General features: G+C 62.1%; 24 protein-coding genes and 1 pseudogene. 7 read left to right on the forward strand and 18 right to left on the reverse strand.

Going from position 1 to position 23,972, the window contains the following annotated elements; translation table 11 throughout:
• Positions 1–165 precede the first annotated feature (165 nt).
• Positions 166–1,497 (forward strand): citrate synthase, encoded by a 1,332-nt coding sequence (gltA, locus tag NKJ76_RS03465; RefSeq protein ID WP_023671037.1) that lies wholly within the window; start codon positions 166–168, stop codon positions 1,495–1,497.
• A 157-nt stretch (positions 1,498–1,654) separates the two neighbouring features.
• On the opposite strand, the gene lpxB is transcribed toward gltA, so the two are convergent.
• The 13 genes from lpxB to NKJ76_RS03530 all read right to left on the reverse strand — a co-directional run bounded on the left by lpxB (position 1,655) and on the right by NKJ76_RS03530 (position 14,761).
• The gene (gene lpxB / locus NKJ76_RS03470; RefSeq protein ID WP_352536780.1) at positions 1,655–2,833 is read right to left on the reverse strand and encodes a lipid-A-disaccharide synthase; all 1,179 of its coding nucleotides are present in this window, start codon (positions 2,831–2,833) and stop codon (positions 1,655–1,657) included.
• Positions 2,823–3,725, reverse strand: coding sequence for an LpxI family protein (locus NKJ76_RS03475; RefSeq protein WP_023724382.1), 903 nt, complete (start codon positions 3,723–3,725; stop codon positions 2,823–2,825). The genes lpxB and NKJ76_RS03475 overlap by 11 nt, the downstream gene beginning before the upstream one ends.
• Positions 3,712–4,545: an acyl-ACP--UDP-N-acetylglucosamine O-acyltransferase gene (gene lpxA, locus NKJ76_RS03480; protein ID WP_023706235.1), complete on the reverse strand. Its 834-nt coding sequence runs from the start codon at positions 4,543–4,545 to the stop codon at positions 3,712–3,714. The genes NKJ76_RS03475 and lpxA overlap by 14 nt, the downstream gene beginning before the upstream one ends.
• A gap of 15 nt (positions 4,546–4,560) precedes the next feature.
• Positions 4,561–5,013, reverse strand: coding sequence for a 3-hydroxyacyl-ACP dehydratase FabZ (gene fabZ / locus NKJ76_RS03485; RefSeq protein WP_023684696.1), 453 nt, complete (start codon positions 5,011–5,013; stop codon positions 4,561–4,563).
• Between the two features lies 1 nt (position 5,014).
• Positions 5,015–6,073 (reverse strand): UDP-3-O-(3-hydroxymyristoyl)glucosamine N-acyltransferase, encoded by a 1,059-nt coding sequence (gene lpxD, locus NKJ76_RS03490; protein WP_023724381.1) that lies wholly within the window; start codon positions 6,071–6,073, stop codon positions 5,015–5,017.
• 77 nt (positions 6,074–6,150) lie between these two features.
• Entirely contained in the window at positions 6,151–8,517 is a 2,367-nt protein-coding gene (gene bamA, locus NKJ76_RS03495) for an outer membrane protein assembly factor BamA (protein WP_023724380.1), read from the reverse strand.
• Positions 8,518–8,734: 217 nt separating this feature from the next.
• Positions 8,735–9,877, reverse strand: coding sequence for an RIP metalloprotease RseP (rseP, locus tag NKJ76_RS03500; RefSeq protein ID WP_023688578.1), 1,143 nt, complete (start codon positions 9,875–9,877; stop codon positions 8,735–8,737).
• A gap of 103 nt (positions 9,878–9,980) precedes the next feature.
• Positions 9,981–10,796, reverse strand: coding sequence for a phosphatidate cytidylyltransferase (locus NKJ76_RS03505; RefSeq protein ID WP_023724379.1), 816 nt, complete (start codon positions 10,794–10,796; stop codon positions 9,981–9,983).
• 11 nt (positions 10,797–10,807) lie between these two features.
• Entirely contained in the window at positions 10,808–11,530 is a 723-nt protein-coding gene (locus tag NKJ76_RS03510; protein WP_023748403.1) for an isoprenyl transferase, read from the reverse strand.
• A gap of 31 nt (positions 11,531–11,561) precedes the next feature.
• Positions 11,562–12,116 (reverse strand): ribosome recycling factor, encoded by a 555-nt coding sequence (frr, locus tag NKJ76_RS03515; protein ID WP_023671027.1) that lies wholly within the window; start codon positions 12,114–12,116, stop codon positions 11,562–11,564.
• A 99-nt stretch (positions 12,117–12,215) separates the two neighbouring features.
• Positions 12,216–12,938: a UMP kinase gene (gene pyrH / locus NKJ76_RS03520; RefSeq protein ID WP_023671026.1), complete on the reverse strand. Its 723-nt coding sequence runs from the start codon at positions 12,936–12,938 to the stop codon at positions 12,216–12,218.
• A 151-nt stretch (positions 12,939–13,089) separates the two neighbouring features.
• Complete coding sequence (locus NKJ76_RS03525; RefSeq protein ID WP_023724378.1) at positions 13,090–14,199, reverse strand: aldo/keto reductase; 1,110 nt, start codon at positions 14,197–14,199, stop codon at positions 13,090–13,092.
• A gap of 34 nt (positions 14,200–14,233) precedes the next feature.
• Positions 14,234–14,761 (reverse strand): nuclear transport factor 2 family protein, encoded by a 528-nt coding sequence (locus NKJ76_RS03530; protein ID WP_352536781.1) that lies wholly within the window; start codon positions 14,759–14,761, stop codon positions 14,234–14,236.
• Positions 14,762–14,860: 99 nt separating this feature from the next.
• Here NKJ76_RS03530 and NKJ76_RS03535 point away from each other — a divergent pair.
• A pseudogene (locus NKJ76_RS03535) lies at positions 14,861–15,759 on the forward strand (LysR family transcriptional regulator).
• A 34-nt stretch (positions 15,760–15,793) separates the two neighbouring features.
• On the opposite strand, the gene tsf reads toward NKJ76_RS03535, so the two are convergent.
• From tsf to NKJ76_RS03560, 5 genes are all read right to left on the reverse strand, one after another.
• Positions 15,794–16,714 carry a translation elongation factor Ts gene (gene tsf, locus NKJ76_RS03540; protein WP_023724376.1) on the reverse strand — a complete coding sequence of 307 codons (921 nt, stop codon included), beginning with the start codon at positions 16,712–16,714 and terminating at the stop codon, positions 15,794–15,796.
• Positions 16,715–16,822: 108 nt separating this feature from the next.
• Positions 16,823–17,611: a 30S ribosomal protein S2 gene (gene rpsB, locus NKJ76_RS03545; protein WP_023671022.1), complete on the reverse strand. Its 789-nt coding sequence runs from the start codon at positions 17,609–17,611 to the stop codon at positions 16,823–16,825.
• 178 nt (positions 17,612–17,789) lie between these two features.
• Positions 17,790–18,392, reverse strand: coding sequence for a LysE family translocator (locus NKJ76_RS03550; protein ID WP_245272516.1), 603 nt, complete (start codon positions 18,390–18,392; stop codon positions 17,790–17,792).
• A 5-nt stretch (positions 18,393–18,397) separates the two neighbouring features.
• Positions 18,398–18,676: a DUF4031 domain-containing protein gene (locus tag NKJ76_RS03555; protein WP_023671020.1), complete on the reverse strand. Its 279-nt coding sequence runs from the start codon at positions 18,674–18,676 to the stop codon at positions 18,398–18,400.
• Between the two features lie 44 nt (positions 18,677–18,720).
• Complete coding sequence (locus NKJ76_RS03560; protein WP_352536782.1) at positions 18,721–19,551, reverse strand: cell envelope integrity EipB family protein; 831 nt, start codon at positions 19,549–19,551, stop codon at positions 18,721–18,723.
• A 138-nt stretch (positions 19,552–19,689) separates the two neighbouring features.
• Between NKJ76_RS03560 and NKJ76_RS03565 the strand changes: the two genes are divergently transcribed.
• The 5 genes from NKJ76_RS03565 to NKJ76_RS03585 all read left to right on the forward strand — a co-directional run bounded on the left by NKJ76_RS03565 (position 19,690) and on the right by NKJ76_RS03585 (position 23,921).
• Entirely contained in the window at positions 19,690–20,154 is a 465-nt protein-coding gene (locus NKJ76_RS03565; RefSeq protein ID WP_023693441.1) for a RidA family protein, read from the forward strand.
• A 14-nt stretch (positions 20,155–20,168) separates the two neighbouring features.
• The gene (locus NKJ76_RS03570; protein WP_023724372.1) at positions 20,169–20,897 is read left to right on the forward strand and encodes a glycerophosphodiester phosphodiesterase; all 729 of its coding nucleotides are present in this window, start codon (positions 20,169–20,171) and stop codon (positions 20,895–20,897) included.
• A 55-nt stretch (positions 20,898–20,952) separates the two neighbouring features.
• A complete protein-coding gene (locus tag NKJ76_RS03575; protein ID WP_023693439.1) occupies positions 20,953–22,167 on the forward strand; it encodes a GNAT family N-acetyltransferase in 1,215 nt (404 codons plus the stop codon).
• A gap of 109 nt (positions 22,168–22,276) precedes the next feature.
• Positions 22,277–22,705: an HIT family protein gene (locus NKJ76_RS03580; protein WP_023684683.1), complete on the forward strand. Its 429-nt coding sequence runs from the start codon at positions 22,277–22,279 to the stop codon at positions 22,703–22,705.
• Positions 22,706–22,778: 73 nt separating this feature from the next.
• Positions 22,779–23,921: a phosphatase PAP2 family protein gene (locus NKJ76_RS03585; protein ID WP_352536783.1), complete on the forward strand. Its 1,143-nt coding sequence runs from the start codon at positions 22,779–22,781 to the stop codon at positions 23,919–23,921.
• The last annotated feature ends 51 nt before the right edge of the window (positions 23,922–23,972 follow it).

Raw genomic sequence — 23,972 nt, forward strand, 5'->3', positions numbered from 1 at the left:
AAAGATTGGCATTGAAAGGCGGGTTTCGCAGTGCAACATTAGGCCTTGGCCCAATCTGGCACGCACCTCCCAAAATGCGGTGGCGAGTTCGCGCATTCCGGTGATTTCGACGTGTCGTTTGCAGGAATTGCCTTGCCGGCATGAGGAACATGAAGGAGTTTGAGAATGAGCGAAGCTGCGACGAGACTGGAAACCGGCAGCAAGACGACGCACCCGTCGACTGCCACGCTCGAACTGGCCGGCAAGACGCATGAATTCAAGGTGCGGAGCGGCTCGGTCGGGCCCGACGTCATCGACATCGGTGCGCTCTACAACACCACCGGCGCCTTCACCTACGATCCCGGCTTCACCTCGACGGCGAGCTGCGAGTCGGCGATAACCTTCATCGACGGCGATGCCGGCATCCTGCTTCACCGCGGCTATCCCATCGACCAGCTGGCCGAGCATGGCGACTTCCTCGAAGTCTGCTACCTCCTGCTCTACGGCGAACTGCCGACCAAGGCGCAGAAGGACGATTTCGACTACCGGGTAACGCGCCACACCATGGTGCATGAGCAGATGTCGCGCTTCTTCACCGGCTTTCGCCGCGACGCCCATCCGATGGCTGTGATGTGCGGCGTGGTCGGCGCGCTGTCGGCCTTCTATCACGACTCCACCGACATTTCGGACCCATACCAGCGCATGGTCGCCTCGATGCGGCTGATTGCCAAGATGCCGACGATTGCGGCTATGGCCTACAAATACCATATCGGCCAGCCCTTCATTTACCCGAAGAACGAGCTGAACTTCGCCGCCAACTTCCTGCATATGTGCTTTGCGGTGCCGTGCGAGGAATACAAGATCAACCCGGTGCTGGCGCGCGCCATGGAGCGCATCTTCATCCTGCATGCCGACCACGAGCAGAACGCCTCGACCTCGACGGTGCGGCTTGCCGGCTCGTCGGGCGCCAATCCGTTCGCCTGCATCGCCGCCGGCATCGCCTGCCTGTGGGGCCCGGCGCATGGCGGCGCCAATGAGGCGGCGCTCAACATGCTGGGAGAAATCGGCCATGTCGACCACATCCCCGAATTCATCGCCCGCGCCAAGGACAAGAACGATCCGTTCCGGCTGATGGGCTTCGGCCATCGCGTCTACAAGAACTACGATCCTCGTGCGAAAATCATGCAGAAGACGGCGCATGAGGTGCTCGGCGAACTCGGCATCAAGGACGATCCGCTGCTCGACATCGCCATGGAGCTGGAAAAGATCGCGCTGACCGATTCCTACTTCATCGAAAAGAAGCTCTATCCGAACGTCGATTTCTATTCAGGCATCACGCTGAAGGCGCTGGGCTTCCCCACCACCATGTTCACCGTGCTGTTCGCGGTCGCGCGCACCGTCGGCTGGATCGCGCAGTGGAAGGAAATGATCGAGGATCCCCACCAGAAGATCGGCCGTCCGCGCCAGCTCTACACCGGCGCGCCGGAACGCGACTACGTGCCGATTGCGAAAAGGTGAAACAGGGTGAATGGTAAGTAGTGAATAGCAGGTAGTAAGTAGCAGGTAGTAAGTAGCAGCTTGATTATAGGCGAGAGCGCGTTAATCCTGTTCACTGTTCACTGTTCACTGTTCACTGTTCACTGTTCACTGTTCACTATTCACTATTCACTATTCACTAAGGCCTATTCGCTCTCCCGATGTGGCGAAGAACGACATCGGCGGCGATGTCGCCGGAGGGCCTGTCGGTGGCCATGCGCCTGGCAACTTCGGCAAAGCCGTCCTTTTGCCAGGCGCGGTAGGCGGTGTCTGAAAACAGTGCCTCGAGTTGCCGCGCCAGATAGTGCGGCCGCACATACTGGTTGTAGCTTTCCGGCACGACCGGCCGGTCGGCAATAAGGTTGGGCAAAGCGGCGCTCCACACCGTGATCAGGCTCTGCGCCATCAGCATGATCGGATCGAACTTGTAGCAAGAGATCATCGGTACACCCGACAACGCCAGTTCCAGCGACACCGTTCCTGACGCGATCAGCGCCGCATCGGCCTTGCCGAAGGCCTGCCACTTGCGCTCGGGATCGAGGATGACTTCCGGCTCCTGATCCCAGCGCGCCACCGATGTTTTGACCAGTTCGGCGACATGCGGCACCGTCGGCAGCAACAGCCGCAGCCGGTGGCCACGCGCGCGCAGCGCCGACACCGTCTCGCCGAACGGACCGATAAGCCGGCTCACCTCGCCGCGCCGCGACCCTGGCAGGACGAGCAGCGTCTTGACGTGATCGGCCGAGAGATCGCGTGGCTGGGCTTGCGCCCTGGCCGCGCCCAGCACGCCTGGATCATGCGTGAGGCGATGTCCGACGTAAGTGCCGGGCGGGCCGCCGAGACGGCTGAGCTCCTTTACCTCGAAAGGCAGGATGCACAGTATGTGGTCGACATACGGCTTCATCGCGGCCGCCCTACCCGGCCGCCACGCCCAGACGCTCGGGCAGACATAATGGACGATCGGGATCGACGGATCGGCGGCGCGGATCTTTTTGGCGACGCGCAGCGAGAAATCGGGGCTGTCGATGGTGATCAGACAGTCGGGTTTTTCGGCGGCAACAGCACTTGCCGTCTGGCTGATCCGCCGCATCAGGCGCGGCAAGTCACGCAGGATGGCGCTGAGCCCCATCAGCGCGATCTCGGCGCCGTCGAACAGCGGCGCCAGTCCGAGCGCCTGCAGATGCCGCCCGCCAGTGCCGACGAGTTGCACCTCGCGCCCGGTCATGCGCTTCAGCGCCTGCACGATGTCGGCGCCCAGCAGGTCGCCGGATTCTTCACCGGCGACGATGGCAATCTTCAGCGGCTTCTCACCTGCCATGGACAGACTCCGCAGCCGGCAGGCCGAACACGAACAGGCCGAGCGCATTGGCGCGCGCGAGAACGGCGGGGCCTTCGAGGATGAGCGAACGGCCGGCTTCGACGGCAATGCCGGCGAGCCCCGCGGCATGCGCCGCCTCGACGGTCTGGGGGCCAATAGATGGCAGATCGGCACGCAATTCCTGGCCAGGCTTGGCGCATTTGACCAGGACACCGCGCGTCTTGCCGGCCAGCCTGCCATGGCCGCGCAACTGCTGCGTCCGCTCGAGCAGTCCGTGGGTGCCCTCGACGCCTTCCAGGGCAACAGTGCGGCCACCGATGGCAATTGCCGCCTGACCAATGTCGAGCGCGCCGATGGCCTTTGCCGCCGCGTGTGCCGCCTCGATATCGCGCCAGTCGGACTTTCGCGGCACTGCTTTGGTCAGCGGCCCTTCGGCCGCGACGAGCCGGGGCACGACTTCATGTGCACCGACAACCTTGACGCCCCGTGCCTCCAGGCCGCGGGTCAATATCTTCAACAGCCCGTCATCGCCGCGGGCAAGCGCCATGGCGAGCGAGGGTATAAGTGCCAGTAGCCCAAGGTTCGGACGCATGTCGACCAACCGCGGCCTGCGCCTGATCTCGCCGGCAAGCACAAGATGGGTGATCCGCCGGCGCCTCAGCAACGCAACCAGCGAGCCGATGTCTTCCAGCGCAAGGCTTTCATGCTCATAGATTGTGAGCTCGGACTGACGGTCGGCCTGACCTTCGACCAGGATGATGACGGGCGGATGTCCGGCCTCCGCCAGGCCGGCGGCAACTTCGACCGGCAAGCTACCGCCGCCGGCAATGATGCCGACCCTGGCGTCCGGCGCAAGATCGAGGCCCGTTGAAGTGGCCTCAGCCCTCGTCATCGGCATCGTCGCCGTCGCCACCCTTAAGCGACGGGACGGCAAAATGCCGCTTGCCGCGACTGGTGATGAAATCGATGATTTTCATGGCCGTCGGCGACGACGCAAACTCGGCCTTGGCGAATTCGATGTTCTCGCCGACAGTGCGGGAGCGGTCGAAGATGGTCTTGTAAGCCTTGCGCAGCAGGTAGATTTCGGCGCGCGGCAACCCCGCGCGCTTCAGGCCGATGATGTTGAGTCCACGCAGGCTGGCGCGATTGCCCACCGCAATGGCGTAGGGAATGACATCGCCGACAAAAGCCGAGCAGCCGCCGAGAAAGGCGTTGTCACCAACACGCACGAACTGATGAACGGCGCTGAGGCCGCCAATATAGACGCTGTCACCGACCTCGCAATGGCCGCCCAGGGTCGCGCCATTGGCGAAGGTGGCGTTTTTACCGACGACGCAATCATGGGCAATGTGGGCATAGGCAAGGAAATTGCCGTTGTCGCCGACGGTCGTCTCGCCGCGGCTGGAATCGGTGCCGAGATGCATGGTCACGCCTTCGCGGATCGTGCAGTTCTGGCCGATGACCAAAGTGGTGCGGCCGCCCTTGTGCTTGGTGTTCTGCGGCGGTCCGCCCAGTGTCGCCATTGGATAGACCTTGGTCGCGGCGCCAATGGTTGTCGCGCCCAGCACCGAGACATGGCTGACCAGTTCGACGCGGTCACCGATCACGGCGTCAGCGCCGACATAGCAGAAAGGTCCTATTGCGGCGCCTTCGCCGATCTGCGCGCCGGCCTCGATGACGGCCGAGGGGTGGATTGAAGTCTGTATTTTCATGAGCATTTCGAACCGTCAGCCGGTAACCATCATTGCCGAGATCTCGGCTTCGGCGGCCTTTGTGCCCTCCACCATGGCCTCGCAGGCGAATTTGAGCAGGTTGCCGCGCATCTTGATTTTCTTGACGTGGATTTTCAACTGGTCGCCCGGGACGACCGGTTTGCGGAATTTCGCATTATCGATGGTCAGGAAATAGACCAGCGACGGCTTTTCCGTGTTGAGGTTACGGATGCAGATCGCCCCGGCGGTCTGCGCCATGGCCTCGACGATGAGCACGCCCGGCATCACCGGCTGATCCGGGAAATGGCCCTGGAAATGCGGCTCATTGATGGTCACGTTCTTGATGCCGATGGCAGAATCATTGCCGTCGATTTCGATGATGCGATCGATCATCAGGAAGGGATAGCGATGCGGTAAAAGCTTCATCAACCCCAATATATCGACCGCTTCGAGCGTCGCCGGCACCATCTCAGCTACTTCCCCCTTCGCCCTGCTTGCGCGTCCTGGCGAGCTTCCTCAGCATGGCGATCTCGCGCATGGCTTCCGCCATCGGCTGCGCCGGATAGCCTCCCCAGATCTCGCCCGCCGGCACGTTGCTCATGAACCCGCTTCTTGCAGCAAGCTTGGCCCCTGATCCGATGGTCAAATGATCGGCAAGGCCAACGCCGCCGCCCATGGTGACACCGTCGCCGACGGTGACGGAGCCGGAAATACCAGAGAGCCCGGCAATAATGCAATTGCGGCCGATGCGAACGTTATGGGCGATCTGCACCAGATTGTCGATCTTGGTGCCCTGACCGATGACCGTATCCGACATGGCGCCGCGATCGACGGTCGTGTTCGAGCCGATTTCGACATCGTCCTGGATGATGACGCGGCCGACCTGCGGCACACGCTCAGGGCCTTTGGCGCCGCCGACAAAGCCGAAGCCGTCCTGGCCTATCCTGGCGCCGCCATGAATGATGACGCGGTTGCCGATCAGCGCATACTGAACACTGACACCCGGCCCAATGTAGCCGTCACGGCCGATCTGGCATGACGGACCGATAACGGCGTGGGGGGCAATGACCGTTCCGCTGCCGATGGAAGCGCGGGGGCCGATGACCGCTCCGGCCTCGATGATCGCCCCGGCCTCGATATGCGCCGTGGCATCGACATGAGCTTGCGGCGAGACCCCGGTTTCGCTGGTCATCGGCCCCGGCGTAGCCGCTGTCGGGAACAGCAGCCGGCCGATCATGGCGAAGGCCTGCTGCGGGCGCGGATGCACCAGAACCGCGATGCCGGCCGGCGCCTTGCCCGCGAACTCGGCGGGACAAAACACGGCCGCCGCCTTCAGCGACTGCATCAGCGCGAAATTGCGCTTGCCGTCGACGAAGACGAGCGCACCCTCGCCGCCTTCGTTCGCTGGCGCCAACGCATCGATCGATATGTGGGCAAGATCGGAATCGACAAGCGATGCGCCGGTCAGATTCGCGACTTCGCCGGCCGTATACCGGCGTGATGGCGCGAAGAACACCGGATCGGTCATTCCAGAAGCAATATCCAGCTAGGTCGGATCAATTCTCTTCCGGACCCCAACGGCCCGGAAGCATCGTTACCGCAAGATCAGAAGCGGCTCGACATGCCGAAGTTGAATTCCTGCACGTCGTCGGTCTTTTCCTTCTTGACGGGCATCGCGTAGTCGATGCGGATCGGGCCGAAGGGCGATGACCACAACAAGCCGACACCAACCGACGCGCGCAACTTCATATCAACCGAGGCCTGAGTGACGCCAGGAGTATCAATCTTGCTGCCGTACAGTGTGGCGGCATCAGCAAACACAGCGCCACGCACGCCAAAGCTTTCCGGAATGACCGGTATCGGGAACTGAGCTTCCGCCGAAGCATTGAAATAGGTGGTGCCGCCGAGGTGGTCACCTGTTGCAATATCCACAGGGCCAATGCCACCATACTCGAAGCCGCGGATCATGCGGTCGCTGCTCTTGAACTGATCGAAGATACGCAGGCCATTATCGCCATAGCCCGCGATATGGCCAGCGCCGCCCGAGATCAGGCCGACCAGATCCAGCTGTTCGGACAGCGTCTGGTAGACAGTGCCGCGACCGGTAACCTTGACGAATTTGGCATCGCCACCAAGGCCGGCCGCTTCCACGGTCGTGGTAGCGTAGATGCCTTCATGCGGGCTCTTCATGTCGTCTATGGTGTTGTAGACCAAGCCGAGGCTGACGGACGATTTGATCCAAGGGCTTTCATCAATACCCTCTCGAATTGCGGCAGAAACGTCGCATTTCGAGGGATCATAGGCGCCGCTGGTCAAGCAGTCATCATCATATTTATACTTTTCCTGCGCGATATTGTACGCTAGCTGCGTCGAGATATTATCGGTGATCGGCAGGCCGAAGCGAACCGTCGCGCCCAGCGTCTCGCTGTCGTAGTCCGAATAATTTCGCGTCTGCTGGAAGATATCGAAACCGGCAGCGATACGGCGCCCGAGGAAATAGGGCTCGGTGAAGGACAGGCTGTAGTCGCGCGAATTCTTGCCGCCGCCGGCCGAGACCTTGATGTACTGGCCGCGACCGAGGAAATTGCGCTCCGCAACCGATCCTTCGACGGACGGACCGGCAGTGTCGCCACCGGTCGAATAACCTGCGCCGACAGAGAACTCGCCGGTCGATTTCTCGACTACGTCGACCACGAGCACGACCTGGTCAGGCTCGGAACCGGGAACAGTCGAGATGTCGACCTTCTCAAAATAATCCAGCGCTTCCAGCCGCTTCTTCGCGCGCTGGATGAGAACCTGGTTGAAGGCGTCGCCTTCGCTGACATCGAATTCGCGACGAATGACATAGTCGCGCGTGCGGTCGTTGCCGCGGATTTCGATGCGCTCGATATAGGCCTTGGTGCCCTGGTCGATCGTATAGACGACCGAAATGGTGTGGTTCTCGAAGTTGCGATCGCCGCGCGGCGTCACCTGGGCGAAGGCATAGCCCGAACCCGCGACCTTTTCGGTCAGCGCGATGATGGTGTCCTCGACATCCTTGGCGTTGTAGACGTCGCCCTTGCGGGTCTGAACCACCGATTCCAGCGCCTTCGAATCGACTTCGGGAATGGTGCTCTCGACGCTGACGTCGCCGAACGTATAGCGGTCGCCTTCCTGGACGGTGATGGTAACGGTGTACTGGTTGGTCGTGTCGTCGAGCTCGCCGACAGCTGAGACCACCTGGAAGTCGGCATAGCCGTGATTGTAATAGAAGCGGCGGAGCGATTCCTGGTCGGCGCGGAGCTTGTCCTCGTCATAGACGTCGTCACGCAGCACGAAGGACAGGAAGCTCGAGCGCTTGGTGGCGATGACGTCGGACAGGCGACGGCTCGAATAGGCGCTGTTGCCGACGAAATTGACTGCGGCGATCTTGGTGCGGCCGCCTTCGTTGATGTTGAAGACCACGTTCACCCGGTTGTCGCCGAGATCCATGATCTGCGTCGTGACAGTGGCGTCATCGCGGCCAATTCGCCTGTAGGCAGCCTTCACCGCCTCGACATCGGAGTCGAGCGTTGCCTGCGAGAACGTCCCGCGCGGCTTCAACTGCACGGCGACTGCCAGCGCATTGTCCTTGAGCTTCTTGTTGCCCTGGAACAGAACCTGGTTGACGACCTGATATTCGGCAACCTTGACCACCAGCGTCGAACCGACCTGATTGATCTGCACGTCCGAGAACAGCCCGGTGCCGAACAGCGCCTTGACCGCATCGTCGATATCGGCGCTGGAAAACGCCTTGCCCGGCTTGATCGTGATGTAGTTGCGGATGGTGTCGGCGTCGACACGCTGGTTGCCGCTGACCTCGACTCTCGAGACAACGGCTGCCTGCGCCGCAGATGTGGCAACGAACTGCACGGCGAGCGCACCTGGTACAACCAGAGCGGCGGACATAGCCACCGCGGACGCGGCGCTCAAAAATTTGGATGCTGCCTTCATCGGGCTTTTGTACCTTTTCTCGAAGTCCCCACGGCGAGAAAACCGGACGTGCGGTAATTTCTCCTACCGTATTAACCGGATTTTCCCTACACGCAAGGCTTCTGGTTAATTTGTAATTACTTAACCCTGATGCGTGGCTTTCGCGTCACGCATACCCCCGTGCATGGTAAACGGCGTCTCAACATTGCCGGTGCTGAAGCCAAATTTCTTCATGATTTCAGCACCCAAACAGATCGTTCCAGAAGACGAAGCCCATAAATCCCAGCACCAGAAAGAGGCCGGCCCGGTATCCCATTTCCATCATCCGCTCCGATACCGGACGCCGGAAAACGGCTTCGAGTGCGTAGAACAGGAGGTGGCCGCCGTCGAGGGGGGGAATCGGCAAAAGGTTCAGAATTCCGATCCCGACGGACAGCCCGGCGACGAGTTGCACCAGCCATAGGAAGCCCAGCTTTGCCGCCTGCCCCGACATCTTGGCGATCTTGATAGGGCCGCCCAGCTGGCATTTGTCTTCGCGGCCGACAACGAATCGCTGCAGGAACTGGCCGGTGCGCTGAATGACGTGCCCCGTCTCCTCGACCGCGGCGCCGACTGCTCCGACAGGGCTGTAGGTGATCAGCCTGGGCTGGCCGACATCCTTGTTGTTGACGACGCCGATGACGGCCACCTTGACCTTGTTGCCCAGCGCGTCCAGCTGCTCCATCGGCTCCGGCGTCGCGACGACGGTGACCTCCTTGCCGTCGCGCAACATGGTGAAGGTGATGGCGTCGCCGCCGCGGCCTGAGACCAGGCGTTGGACGTCGGCGAAGGTCTCAACCTTGCTGCCGTCGACGGCGACGAATCGGTCGCCTGGCAAAATGCCGGCCCTTTCGGCTGGACTGCCGGCAGTGACTGCCGCCACCATCGGCTCAAACACAGGGCGGCCGTAGAGGGAAAACAGCACGGCAAAGACGGCAATGGTCAAAAGGAAGTTGAACAGCGGTCCGGCCACCACCGTGGCGGCGCGTTTCCAGATGGGTTGCGTGTGGAAGGCGACCTTGCGTTCAGCGTCAGTCAGCGTTTCCAGATCTTCCGAACTCGGCTGGCTCGACGTGGCGCTCATGTCGCCGACGAATTTGACATAACCGCCGAGCGGTATGGCGCAGAGCTTCCAGCGCGTGCCGTGGCTGTCGTTGAAGCCGAGAAGTTCGGGGCCGAAGCCGATCGAAAAGGCCTTCACGCCAATGCCGCACCAGCGGCCGACCAGGTAATGGCCCATTTCGTGAATGAAGACGACCACGGTCAGCACGAACAGAAACGGCACCAGCGTGCCGAGGACAAAGCCTTCCGTGCTGAAAAACGCGTGAAGAATTTCGTTCAAGTCATGCCCTCAAATTCACCCGCGGCAAAAGGTGTCGCCGCGACTGTGACATCAATCCAGGCGAATCCGTGGCGTGCGCCATTTCTTCGCCGTGAAATATCACTCAAGCCGGAAACAGCCCCTGCGCCGGATGATCGGCGCCCGCCGAAATCCAGCCGATCACGTATAGGGCAAAAGCCGCCGCGACAAGCCCGTCCACCCTGTCCATGACACCGCCATGCCCGGGTATCAACGCGCTTGAATCCTTGCGGCCGTGGCGGCGCTTGACCCAGGATTCGAAGAGATCGCCAGCCTGGGCAACAATCGACAGCACCAGCGCAACCAAGGCGAGGACGCCAAGATTGCCGGCCCCGGCGGAGGCAGCCAGAAGCACGCCGGCGGCCACGCCGCCGACAGCGCCGCCAAGCGCGCCGCTGTGCGTCTTGCCGGGGGATATAGATGGCGCGAGCTTGGGCCCACCGACGGAGCGGCCGACGAAATAGGCGAAGATGTCGGTCGCCCAGACCACGGCGAACAGAAACAGGATTGCGACCAGGCCGGGATGGTCGCCGCCGCGCAGCAGCGCCAGCGATAAGCCGGACAAAGCCGCGTAGGCAAGACCGGCTGCATCCCATTGCGCCGCTCCACGCATACGGGCGCCGATAGCAGCGACCACAACCATGGCCAGGACAAGAGACAGAAGCCACGATGCCGGCACGCCTGCAACCAGGGCGACGACGAAAAACAGAAGCAGCGCTTCGGGAATGAAGCCGAGGGTCGCACCGGCCAAGGGGCGCGACATGCGCGCCCATTCATAGAAGATGACCGCCGATATCCCGGCGCAAAGCAGGCGGAACCACAGCCCTCCCAACCAGGTCAGGCCAAGCGCTATTGCGGCCAGCACCAGCGCCGAGACGATGCGAAGCTGAAGATTGTTCATCCCGCCGCCGATCACGAGGCAGCGACATCTTGAGCGGCAAGCCCGCCAAAACGGCGCTCGCGGCCAGCAAAATCGCGCAATGCGTCGGCCAGGTGTTCGCGGCTGAAGTCAGGCCAGTAGCAAGGCAGAAAAACCAGTTCGCTGTAGGCTGCCTGCCACAGAAGGAAGTTCGACAGCCGAAGCTCGCCACTGGTGCGGATGACCAGCTCCGGATCGGGAATGCCTGCGGTGTCGAGGGCGCCGGCAAAAGTGTCTGCCGTGATCGCCTCTGCGTCGATCTCGCCGCGCGCCACTGCGGCTGCGAGCTTGCGTGCCGTGCGCACGATCTCGTCGCGCCCGCCATAGTTGAAGGCGATGACCAAGGTCAGCGATTCATTGCGCGCAGTCAGCGATTCGGCCTCTTCCAGCAGGCCCCTGATGTCCGGCTGCAGCCCCGCCCTGTCACCGATGATCCTGACGCGCACGCCGTTCTGGTGCAGTTCGGCCAGATCGCGGCGGATGAACAGTTTCAAAAGCCCCATCAGGTCGCTGACTTCGGCCTTGGGCCGCGACCAGTTTTCCGACGAAAAGGCGTAGACGGTCAGGAAGGAAATGCCGAGACCGGGCGCGGCGCGCACCGTCTTGCGCAGCGCTTCGACGCCGGCGCGATGGCCGGCAAGCCGCGGCATGCCGCGCGCCTTGGCCCAGCGTCCGTTTCCATCCATGATGATCGCGACATGCGCGGGCGTTGCCATTGTCTCGCTTTCGGGCCGGTGTGGGCCGACCCTAAACCTGCATGATTTCAGCTTCCTTATCGGAAAGCAGGTGATCGATGGTGCTGATCGTCTCGTCGGTCAGCTTCTGGACCTGATCGGAGCGCTTGCGCTGATCGTCCTCGCTGATGTCGCCGTCCTTTTCGGCCTTCTTCAAGAAGTCCATGCCGTCGCGACGGACATGGCGCACCGCGACGCGGGCGTTCTCGGCGTAGCCATGCGAGATCTTGACCAGTTCCTTGCGGCGCTGCTCGTTGAGCTCGGGCAGCGGAATTCTGAGATTGGTGCCGTCGACGATCGGATTGAAGCCGAGATTGGATTCTCTGATGGCACGGTCGACCGCGCCGACCATCGACTTATCCCAGACCGAAACCGAAATCATGCGCGGCTCGGGCACCGACACGTTCGCCACCTGGTTGATGGGCATGGTGGTGCCGTAGGCCTGGACCTGGATGGCGTCGAGCAGATTGCTGGAGGCACGGCCGGTGCGCAGCGAAGCCAAATCGTGCTTGAAGGCGGCGATCGCGCCATCCATGCGCCGCTTGAGGTCGTCGAACTCACCACTCATCTTAGTCTCCTCGACCCGTTTGATCCGGGTTCACTGCTTAGGGCCCATATTCCGACCCTCTTTCGAAAACTGATCCCTTTTTGGAGAGTATACTCCGGATTATTCGTCGGCGACGATCGTGCAACGGCCGCCGCCCCGCAGAATATCGCCGAAACCACCTTTTTCGTGGATCGAATAGACGATTATCGGGATGTTGTTTTCGCGCGCAAGTGCAATTGCGGCGGTATCCATGATCGATAAGCCCTTGTTGATGACTTCGGCATGGCTGATGCGCTCGAAGCGGGTCGCATTCGGATCCTTCTTGGGATCGGCCGAATAGACGCCGTCGACCTGGGTGCCCTTGAACAACGCGTCGGCGCCGATCTCGGCGGCGCGCAAGGCCGCGGCCGAATCGGTGGTGAAGAACGGATTGCCGGTGCCGCCGGCGAAAATGACGACCTTGCCCTGGTTCATATAGGCGGTGGCCTGGCGCTGGGAAAAACTCTCGCACAGTTCGGGCATGGCGATGGCCGACAGCACGACGGCATCGACGCCGATCTTGTTCAGCGAGGTGCGCAGCGCCAGCGAGTTGATGACGGTGGCCAGCATGCCCATGTGGTCGCCGGTGACGCGGTCGCCGCCCTTGGATGCCACCGCCACGCCGCGAAAGATATTGCCGCCGCCGATGACGACGCCGACCTCGATGCCAAGCGCGCGGGCTTCGGCGATGTCGGCGGCGATTCGGTCGACCACCGAGACGTCGATGCCGAAATGCTGCTCGCCCATCAACGCTTCGCCCGAGGCTTTCAGCAGGACACGTCGATAGAGGGGCTTTGCCGTCATCTGGACCTCGTCATTGATTGCGTGTGGCAGCCTGGGCAGGCCGCCCTCGCGCGGGCGCCGCCGCTGGCGCGATGCCGAGTTCCGATACACGAAGGGCGCCGCGCTGGGACGCCGCGCCCCTCGCCGAATTCCGCCTTCCCGTCGCGGCCCGTCAGTTGCTGGTGATGCTGACGGCGTCGCCCTCGACCAGCAGCGGCGGCGCATAACCCAACGGTTTGTCGCCGGTCACGGCGCCGCCGGTAACCCGGGCTTGTATGTCGGACCCGAAATAGGCGTACGGGAATGGCGGCGGTGTCTTGCTGACCGTATCCAGCCGCGCGCGAAGCTCGGCGGGTAAAGTGAAATCCAACGCCGCCAGATTGTCCTGCAACTGTGCCAGCTTGGTGGCGCCAAGAATCACGGTGGCGATGCCCGGTTGCGTTGCCACCCAGTTGAGCGCGACCTGCGCCATGCTGTGTCCGAGTTCGGCGGCCACTTTTTCGAGTTCCGCCACGATCGCCCAGTTGCGCTCGGTGAATTTCTGGAACCCCGGATGAGTGGTGTTGCGAAAGCCGTCGAGCCGGCCGACATGGCCGTCCTGCGTCGGCCGGTACTTGCCGCTGAGCAGCCCGCTGGCCAGCGGGCTCCACACCATGATTCCTGCGCCATGGCGGGTGCCGAAGGGCACGAACTCATTTTCGATCGAACGCTCCGCCAGCGAATATTCAAGCTGCAGGGCCGACACCGGCTCGTAGCCGCGCCACTCGGCGATCGTCTGCGCGCGGGCAGCATACCAGGCCGGCACATCGGACAGGCCGACATGGCGAATTTTGCCCGCACGCACGAGATCATCCGTCGTGCGCATGACCTCCTCGGCCGGCGTCAGCCCGTCCCAGACATGGAGGAGGTAGAGGTCGATATAGTCAGTGCCCAACCGCTTCAGCGAGGCGTCCACGGCGCGCAAGATGTTCTTGCGGCCATTGCCGCCGGCGTTCGGATTGCCGGGCTCCGCGTTGAAGGTGAATTTCGTGGCGATCACCGCTTTGTCGCGCAAGCCCCGCTCGGCGATGAATTCGCCGAGCCAGGTTTCGGCTGTGCCGCCGGTGTAGAGGTCGGCGGTGTCGAAGAAATTGCCGCCGGCCTCGACATAGGCGTCGACCATGGCGCGCGCGGTTTCCCTGTCCGCGCCCCAGCCCCATTCGGTGCCAAAGGTCATGGTGCCCAGTGCCAGCCGGCTGACGCGCAGGCCGCTGTTGCCCAGTGTGTAATAGCTCATGGTCATGGTGTTTTTCCTATCCTGATTTCTTGACGCCGGCTCACTGGCCAGGCGTCATCTTGACCCAGGGATTGCCGCGCTCATGCGTGGCGCGGAAAACGAAGCCGTCGACTTTCCAGCCGGTCCCGGAGCGAACCAGATGGTGCTCGTAGGTGCCCCAGACTTCCCACAGCGGGTCGCCATTGCCTTCCATCCGGTTCCAGGCATAGCCGTTCGAAGAGACGGTCGCCGCGTCCGCCTCAAAGATCACCTGGTGATTGGTGCGCAGATGCAGGCTGGTCTTGCTGCCCCTGAGGTTGCCGGCCCAGGTACCGATCAGATTGTCGGAGGGGATGGTGGCGGCAGGCTGTCCTGACAGGCTGCTGAAGTCGACGGTGACACGGTCGGCGAAATAGGAGCGGGCAAGCTTCCAGTCCTGCGCATCGACGGCACGGTCGATGGCATCGGCGATGCGGATGACGGCGCGTTCGTCGGCGAGCGCGCGCCAACCGGACGGCTCGGCGCCGCCGGCATCGACCGGCGCTAGGGCAAGGCCTGCGGCGAAGGTAGCGTTTTTCAAGGCATTCATCTCTCTTCTCCTTTGTGCATCGGTGATGGCAATATGGGTCAGCCTGTCGGCATCGAGAAGATTGAAGTGTTCGCAAGGACTATGCGATATCATGCATGAATGGACCGGGATCTGCTCAGTCATTTGCCTGTCATCGTCGCCGTTGCCCGACGCGGCGGCTTTGCGCTAGCTGCGGCCGAACTGGGCATGTCCCCATCCGCCGTCAGCCATGCGGTGCGCCTCGTGGAGGAGCGATCGGCCAGCCGCTGTTTGCGCGCACCACGCGCAGCGTCTCGCTGACGGAAGCCGGCAAGGCGCTGGTGGAGACGGCAGCCCCTGCTCTCCAGGATATCGCCGACCGGATGGACCGTATCCGCGCCATCAAGGGCCGGCCCTCCGGCTTGCTCAGGTTGAACGTTCCCAACACGGTCGCCGCGATGGCTAAACGCTATCCTGATGTGACCATCGAATTGCTCACCGATCAGGGGCTGGTGGACATTGTCGGCGAGGGTTTCGATGCCGGCATCCGGCTGGGCGAGATGATCGCACAGGACATGGTCACGGTCCGGCTGACGCCGCCATTCAACGCCGTGATCGTCGCCTCCCCCGCCTATGTCGGCCGGCATGGCCGTCCGCGCGGTGTGGCGGATCTTTCGGACCACAATTGCATCGGCTACCGGCTTGTGCGCTCCGGCGCACTCTATCGCTGGGACCTGACCGAGGACGGCAAGGATGTCGTGGCCGAGACGAAGGGTACGGTCATCGTCACCGATTCGCTGGCCGCGATCGACCTTGCGCTTGCCGGCGTCGGGCTGACCTATGTGTTCGAGCCGCTGGTGCGCGCGGAATTGGCAGCCGGCCGCCTCGTTCAGATCCTGCCGCAAACGGCGATCGAGGAGCCCGGCCTCTTCCTCTACTTCCCGCGCCGGGCGTCGATGGCGCCAAAGCTCAGGGCCTTCATCGACACCGCACAAGAAATCGGCCGAGCATCCTTGCGGACACCCGGCCGAGTTGCCTGAGCTGAGAAGCCCCTTTTCAGGGGCTATTTTAAAACTACTTCTTCACCGCCGCCGCGACTTCCGCCGCGAAATCGGTCTCTTCCTTTTCGATGCCTTCGCCCAGCGCAAAGCGCAGATAGGCGGAGATCTTGGCCGGAGCGCCGATATCCTTCTCGGCATCCTTCAGCGCCTGCTCGACAGTGATGTCGGGATTGAGCACGAAGGCCTGCTTGAGGAGCACGACTTCCTCGTAGAACTTGCGCAGGCGGCCTTCGACCATCTTTTCGATGATCGCTTCCGGCTTGCCGGACTGGCGCGCCTGGTCGGCGAAGATCGCCTTCTCGCGCTCGACCGCTGCCGGATCGATCTGCTCGGCGGTCAACGCCAGCGGGTTGGTGGCGGCGACATGCATGGCGACCTTTCGGCCAAAGGCGTTCGCGGCATGCTCATTGCCCGTCGTCTCGATCGCGACCAGAACGCCGAGCTTGCCAAGACCATCGGCAACCGCATTGTGGACGTAGGTTGCGACAGCACCGTGCGGGACGGTGAGCTTGGCCGAACGGCGGAAGCTCATGTTCTCGCCAATGGTGCCAACGGCGTCCTTGATGGTGTCAGTGACCGACTTGTCCGAACCCGGATACTTTGCGGCAGAGACAGCCTCCGTCGTGCCATAAGCAAGCGCGACCTTGGCGACATTGCGAACGATCTCCTGGAACTGCTCGTTGCGGGCCACGAAATCGGTCTCGGAGTTAACCTCGACGATGGCGGCCTCGCGGACGCCGGAGTCGACGCCGATCAGGCCTTCGGCGGCAGTACGGCCAGCCTTCTTGTCGGCCTTGGAAATGCCCTTCTTGCGCAGCCAGTCGACGGCCTCTTCGATGTTGCCGTTGGTCTCCGTCAACGCCGCCTTGCAGTCCATCATGCCCGCGCCGGTCAAGTCGCGGAGTTCTTTGACCTGTGCAGCCGAAATGCTCATTGTCGCCTCTTTGTTTTAAATGCACCGACGCACCACCGGTACTCGGTGATGCGTCCGTCTAGCGTGCCAAATATGAGAATGATGAAGGCCGCAACCGGCCTTCGATTGTCAAGCTTCCGGAGCGTCCGCAGCCGGGGCCGGAGCCGGATCAAGCGCCGGTTCGACCGGAGCTTCGACCGAGGCGCCGATGTCGACGCCGAGCGCGCCCTGCTGGCGGGCGATGCCGTCGATGGCAGCCTTGGCGATCAGGTCGCAATAGAGCTGGATGGCGCGCGCCGCGTCGTCATTACCGGGGATCGGGAAGTCGATCTTGTCCGGATCGCAGTTCGAATCGATGATGGCAACGACCGGAATGCCGAGGCGCTTGGCCTCGAGAATGGCGATCGCTTCCTTGTTGGTGTCGATGACGAACATCAGGTCGGGGGTCGAGCCCATGTCCTTGATACCGCCGAGCGCCTTGTCGAGCTTCTCGCGCTCGCGGTCGAGGTTCAGGCGTTCCTTCTTGGTCAGGCCCTGGGCTTCGCCGGCCAGCATCTCGTCGAGCTTGCGCAGGCGCTGGATCGAATTCGAGATCGTCTTCCAGTTGGTCAGCATGCCGCCGAGCCAACGCGAGTTGACATAGTATTGGGCCGAACGCTGTGCGGCGTCGGCGACGATGTCGGACGCCTGGCGCTTGGTGCCGACGAACAGCACGCGGCCGCCCTTGGCAACGGTGTCGGAAACCTGCTTCAGAGCCTGGTGCAGCAAAGGCACCGTCTGCGACAGGTCGATGATGTGGATGTTGTTGCGGGCGCCGTAGATGTAAGGCGCCATCTTCGGGTTCCAGCGGTGGGTCTGGTGGCCGAAGTGAATGCCAGCTTCCAAAAGCTGGCGCATGCTGAAATCAGGCAGTGCCATTCTTAGTTCCTTTTCCGGTTAGCCTCCACGGACACAGGCATTTTTGGACTTTGTCCTCGAACGCCACCGGAGGTTTCCAGCCGGATTTCTCCCGGGCAGACACCAAAGTCCGTGTGTGGAATGAGCGCGCATATAGAGGGGAAGCGCTGCAAACGCAAGCGGTGAGGTGCTTCATCGCTCAGCGTGCGGCAATCAGCGCTCCGGTGCCGATCATGGCGCTGCCGGCGAACCGGTTAATCAGCCGCATGCGTTCGGGCGTCCTGAACCAGCCGGATGCCCTGCCCGCCAGCGCGGCGTAGATGCCCATGGTGAGAATATTGGCGCCGACGACGACTGCCACCACCAGCAGGCCGTCGGCAAACGTCATGGTGTCGAGGTTGAGGATCAGCGGCATGATCGAGGCGTGGAACAGGATCGCCTTCGGGTTGCCGAGCGCCACGGAGGCACCAAGCAGGAACGAACGCGACAATCCGGTTTGGGGGATTCCTTGCGCGGCCGATTGCGCGGCCGCGGCCCGCCACATCTTGATGCCGAGGAAAATCAGGTAGGCCGCACCGGCGTATTTCAACAGGAGAAACACCCATTCGAAGGTCTGGGCCAGCGCCACCAGCCCGAGCAGTGCCAGGGTGACCAGCACGGCATCGCCGGCGGCAATGCCCATTCCGGCGACGAACGCACGCAGGAAGCCGCGTGCCACGCCGTTGGTGATCACCGTGAACATCGCCGGTCCCGGCGTGGCGGCGGCAAGTGTGATGGCAAGGCAATAAGCCAGGAATGCCATTAGCGTCACGATCGGCCCTTTCCGTTGGGTACCCGTACGCGCCTGAAGATCGCAACGATCTCCTCGCGGCTGCATTCGATGGCGCCGAGCCGCACCGCGCGGTCGCGCTCGAAGCCGGTTATGTCATAGTGCGGCGCCGATGTCCTGGGCGGCCCCTGGTAGGACGAACGCTTGACGCCAAGTTCGGCGGCGAAACGATGCAGTTCGTCCGTATCGTCGGCCATCAGGTGGCACCAGCGATGGCCGGCCCATTTCCAGATCGCCGCATCGACATAGACCGCCATCGGGTACTGCCATCAAGCCTGCCGTGGCCAGCGCCGCATTGTTGCTATTTCGAGACCGGGCAAGGCTTGGTCTGATCGAACAGCGACAGGTTGACCAGCTTTCCGGTCATCGAGAACTCGCCATAGTCCATTGTGAGGTCGCGGGTGATGCCGTTCTCGTGCAGCTTGAAGCTGATGCGGTATTCCGGCACCTCTTCGCCCGATTTGTCGGTCTCGTCGAAATAGGCGATGTCGACCGGCCAGTATTTGTCGCCGGCAAGCTTGGCCAGCGCCGGCGCTTCGGGGTCGGCCTTGTCGCCCTCGGCCTTCTTGCCGACGATGACGGTGGTGGTCATCACCTTGTTGGCATCCTCCGAACCGTCGAACAGGCTGGTTTCGTAGAAATTCTCGCCCTTCTCGGCCTTGCCGATCAGTTCGACCAGATGCTGGGTCGGGAACTGGGTGGTGGCAAGTTCCAGGCTGTTCTTCTCGGGCTTGTCGATGTCGACTTTGAGGCCCTTGGTCTCTTTCGTGGCGGTGCCCTTGACCTCCTTGTCGAAGTTCTGGTCGACGAAGGATTTGGTCACGAACGAGAAGGTCTTGCCTTCGGCGTCCTCGAACGTGGTCGTCTGCTGGTCGGTCAGCCTGGTGTTGTCGCCGGTGGCGATCTGGGTGACGAAACGGAATTTTACCGTATAGCCCTCGCAGGGCGAGCCGTTGAACTCATAGACCATGCGGCCGGAAATGCCGGTGATACCCGAGCGGTCCGACGCCTTGTCGAGGGTAAGATCGTAGACGGCGCGATGCGCCTGCAGCGCCGGCACGGCAAAGGCTGGAGCCATCGAGAACAGCACCGGAAAGAGAACGGCGTGGAAGGCAAGGCGCGTTGCGCGCATAAGGGGCTCCGATCGTCGCAGCTGATGGCAGGCAGCAGGTAAAGATGGTCCAGCTTAAAAAAAGTCGTGGCGGAAGCGAGGCAAAAATAGCAATTTCGGCCCGGCCAGCGCGGCGTCTCCAAGCAATAGGGAAATACCATGAGTGAAACAATCGAAAAGCGGCTAAGCGATCTCGGCGTGACGATACCTGCCGCCGCAGCGCCCGCCGCGAACTATGTGCCCTATTGCAGGTCCGGCAATCTTTTGTTCACCGCCGGGCAGTTGCCGCTCAAGGACGGCAAGCTGCAGGCAAGCGGCCTGCTCGGCCGCGACGTCGACACGGCAACCGGCAAGGAAGGCGCAAAGTACTGTGCAATCAACATCTTGGCCCAGGCAAAAGCAGCACTTGGCGATCTCGAAAAAATCCAGCGTTTGGTCAAGATTACCGTGTTTGTTGCATCAGTGCCGGATTTCGTCGAGCAGCATCTGGTCGCCAATGGCGCCTCCGATTTCCTGGTCGCGGCCCTTGGCGAGCGCGGCAAGCATGCCCGCTCCGCCGTCGGCACCGCCTGTCTGCCGCTTAATGCCGCAGTGGAAATCGAAGCCGTCTTCGAGGTCGCATGAGCAGGACCAAGACAATGACCGACCTTTCCTGGCTGACCGCCCGCCCGGTGGCGCATCGCGGCTTTCACGACATGAACAAGACGCGCTGGGAAAACACGCTGTCGGCCTTCGCTGCTGCCGCCGAGCGCGGCTATGCGATCGAATGCGACGTGCATTTGTCGTCCGACCGCGTCCCCGTCATCATTCATGACGGCGATCTCAGGCGGTTGACCGGCCAGGACGGCTTCGTCTGGCAGCGCACGGCAGCGGAACTGGCGGCGCTCAGGATCGGCGGCACCAAGGACCATGTGCCGACACTTCAGGAGGTGCTCGACCTGGTCGACGGCCGCGTGCCTTTGGTGGTCGAATTGAAGGGCGTGCCCGGCTACGACGAGGGCCTGGTGGCGAGCGTCGGCAAGATGCTGGAGCGCTACAAGGGCAAGGCGGCGATCATGTCGTTCGACCACTGGCTGGTCCGCGATTTCCCCAGGGATGCGCCAGGAATTCCGGGCGGGCTCACGGCCTATGGCAAGGACAACCAGTTGATCGAGGCGCATTTCGCCATGCTGGCGCATGACCTCGCCTTCACCTCCTATGCCGCGGGCGATCTGCCGAACCCGTTCGTCAGCTTCGTGCGCGAAAGGCTTAAAATGCCTGTCATCACCTGGACGGTGCATGACCAGCCGGCGGTGGATCTCACCTTCAAATACGCCGACCAGATGACGTTCGAAGGGTTCGAACCCGATCTGGTCAATGTCGCCTGATGGAAGTGCCTGAAACGTGACTTGTAGCGGCCCCGACAGAGCTTAAATAAGCCCCATGGATCAGGGTGATGAAGGCGACGGGCAAACGGCGAATGCGGAGTTTTCCATCCGCGTCGCCGCCGGCATCAATGCCTTCACCTGCGACGAGTGGAACGGCTTTACCGGCACAACCCGCAGCGACACAGAAAATGGCTATAACCCTCTCGTTTCATATGCTTTTCTGAGCGCGCTTGAAGATTCCGGCTGCGCCGTGCGGCGTACCGGCTGGCAAGGTCATCATCTCAGACTGGAAAATGCCCAAGGCAGATTGCTGGGCGCCGTGCCCTGCTATCTCAAATCGCACAGCCAGGGCGAATATGTCTTCGACCACGGCTGGTCCGATGCGTTCGAACGCGCCGGCGGCAACTACTATCCGAAACTGCAATGCGCCGTGCCGTTCTCTCCGGTCACCGGCCCTCGCCTGCTGGTCAGCAAGGGCGAGGACAGCGCCATTGTGAAGGCCGGTCTCGCAGCGGGCCTGAAGGCGGTGACGGAAAAGCTCGGCGTGTCGTCCGCGCATGTCACCTTCGCCAGTGAAAGCGACGTTGCAACGCTGGAAGCAGCCGGCTTCCTGCACCGCACCGACCAGCAGTTCCACTTCTTCAACGAAGGCTTTTCGACCTATGACGATTTCCTCGCCACGCTGGCATCGCGCAAGCGCAAGGCGATGAAGAAGGAGCGGCGCGAGGCGCTCGCCAACGATATCTCGATCGACCGGCTGACCGGCAAGGACCTGACCGAAAGGGCCTGGGACGATTTCTTCGCCTTCTATATGGATACCGGCAGCCGCAAATGGGGCCGGCCCTATCTCAACCGCAAGTTCTTCTCGCTGATCGGCGAGCGCATGTCCCAGGATATCCTGTTGGTAATGGCCAAGCGCAATGGCCGCTATGTCGCCGGCGCCATCAACTTCATCGGCTCCGATGCGCTCTACGGCCGCAATTGGGGCTGCATCGAGGACCACCCGTTCCTGCATTTCGAAGTTTGCTACCATCAGGCCATCGACTTCGCCATCGAGCGTAAGCTGAAGGTGGTCGAGGCCGGCGCGCAGGGTGAGCACAAGCTGGCGCGCGGCTATCGTCCCGTGACCATGCATTCGGCGCACTACATCGCACATCCCGGCCTGCGCAATGCTGTGGCCGACTATCTCCGGCGGGAACGCCGCGAGGTCGAGCGGATGGGCGAAATCCTGGAAGAGCATACGCCGTTCCGCAAGGATCTTGAGGAATAGCGATCCGCCCCTGCCCTCGCCTGACCATCTTACCTGACCATCTTACCTGACCATCTTGCCGGTCCGGGACAGCTTCGCTACACCGGGAGCATACTCCCGGAGCGCCGCCATGACCGAGGCCTACGACCCCAGCAATATCTTCGCAAAGATCCTGCGCGGCGAAATCCCCTCGCACCGCATCTACGAGGATGATGCCGTGGTCGCCTTCATGGATGTGATGCCGCAAGGCCCCGGTCACACGCTGGTGGTGCCCAAAGCACCGTCGCGCAATCTGCTCGATGCCGATCCCGCGACGCTCGGCCGGCTGTTCACCACGGTCCAAACGGTCGCGCTGGCGGTCAAAAAGGCTTTCGGCGCTGACGGGGTCACCATCCTGCAGTTCAACGAACCGGCGTCCGGCCAGACCGTCTACCACCTACATGTCCATGTCATCCCGCGGTTCGAAGGCATCGCGCTCAAGCCGCATACGGGGCAGATGGAGAAGCCCGAAGTGCTGACGGAGAACGCGGCGAAGATCCGAGCAGCGCTGAACGGTTGAGGTGGCGCGCGCCTCAGGGAGATGCGCTCAGCCACAATCCACCACGTCGGTTAGGAAAATATCAAACCACGCCGTGATAACGTGCTCCGTACCGGCATGCGTTTGGGTTTTCAAAATCGTGGAACATTCGGTTGCGACATCAGAGCCGTTGGTAAAAGCAGCTGCCGGGCGGGCCTTTCTGCGCACCTTGGCGGACGCGTACCGGCGACACCGCCTGCTGCACGCGATGGCCATCGCTGCCCTGCTTTTGGCAGCCGCGGTCGGCCTGCGCACCGGAAACATGCCGGATTTCGGCGTGCTGGAAGACTATTCCCAATACCTTCTTTTCGCTTTCTGGATCGGTGGCTGCGCCTTCGCACTCGGCAGCTTTTTTCACCTTGCACTCATCAAGCGGGATCCTGAGCCGCTCGGCACTTTCCTGCGATCGATCGGCGGCGTCTTCGGCGACGCCGAGCGCAACGCCAACAGCCTGAATGGTCTGGCCGCGTGCATTGCGCTCATATCCGCTTTCGGTGTGTTGAAAGGCGCGGTCGCGATCCTTTCGCCATTCGCATGGGATCACGCATTGGCTCAGGCCGACCGGGTGCTGCATTTCGGCCGAGCGCCCCATGAATGGCTATGGTTTATCGTCCAGTCGCCGCTCGCCGTAAGATCGTTCAACCTGGCTTACAATTCCTGGTTCGTCGTCCTTATCGCCTCGGTCTTCATCGCTTGCATCACGCGCAGGGACACGAAGCTGCGTCACCAGTTCCTGATGAGCTTCATGCTCGTGTGGATACTGGCGGGTTTTTTCCTGGCGATGGGCCTGTCTTCGGCAGGGCCGTGCTTTTACGAGCGACTGGGGCTGGGCAGCGACTATCATTCCCTGATGCAAGCACTCGCCGCCGCCGATCGCATCTATCCGATCTGGGCGCTCAGCACGCAGGACATTGTGTGGAGCGGCTATATCGGGGCGACGCCAGGCAGTCTCGGCATATCCGCCTTCCCGTCCATGCATGTAGCGATGGCGGTGCTTTTCGCGCTTTATGCAACACGCCGCTCATGGTTGGCCGGCCTTTTGATGTGGGCATTCGCCGCAATCATCATGGTCGGCTCGGTCGTCCTTGGCTGGCATTATGCCGTGGATGGCTATGCGAGCGTTCTGATTTCGATCGCCATCTGGAAGGCGTGCGGGTACTTCCTGGGCAAGTTTGCACCCGAGGGCGTCGCCGCCTGACCTAACAACATCTGACCTGAAAAGCAGGGGCGCTGTGTCGGCAAACCGGCC

Origin of the sequence: Mesorhizobium sp. M0029 (genome assembly GCF_040323735.1) — a bacterium.
In the GTDB taxonomy this organism is placed as follows: domain Bacteria; phylum Pseudomonadota; class Alphaproteobacteria; order Rhizobiales; family Rhizobiaceae; genus Mesorhizobium.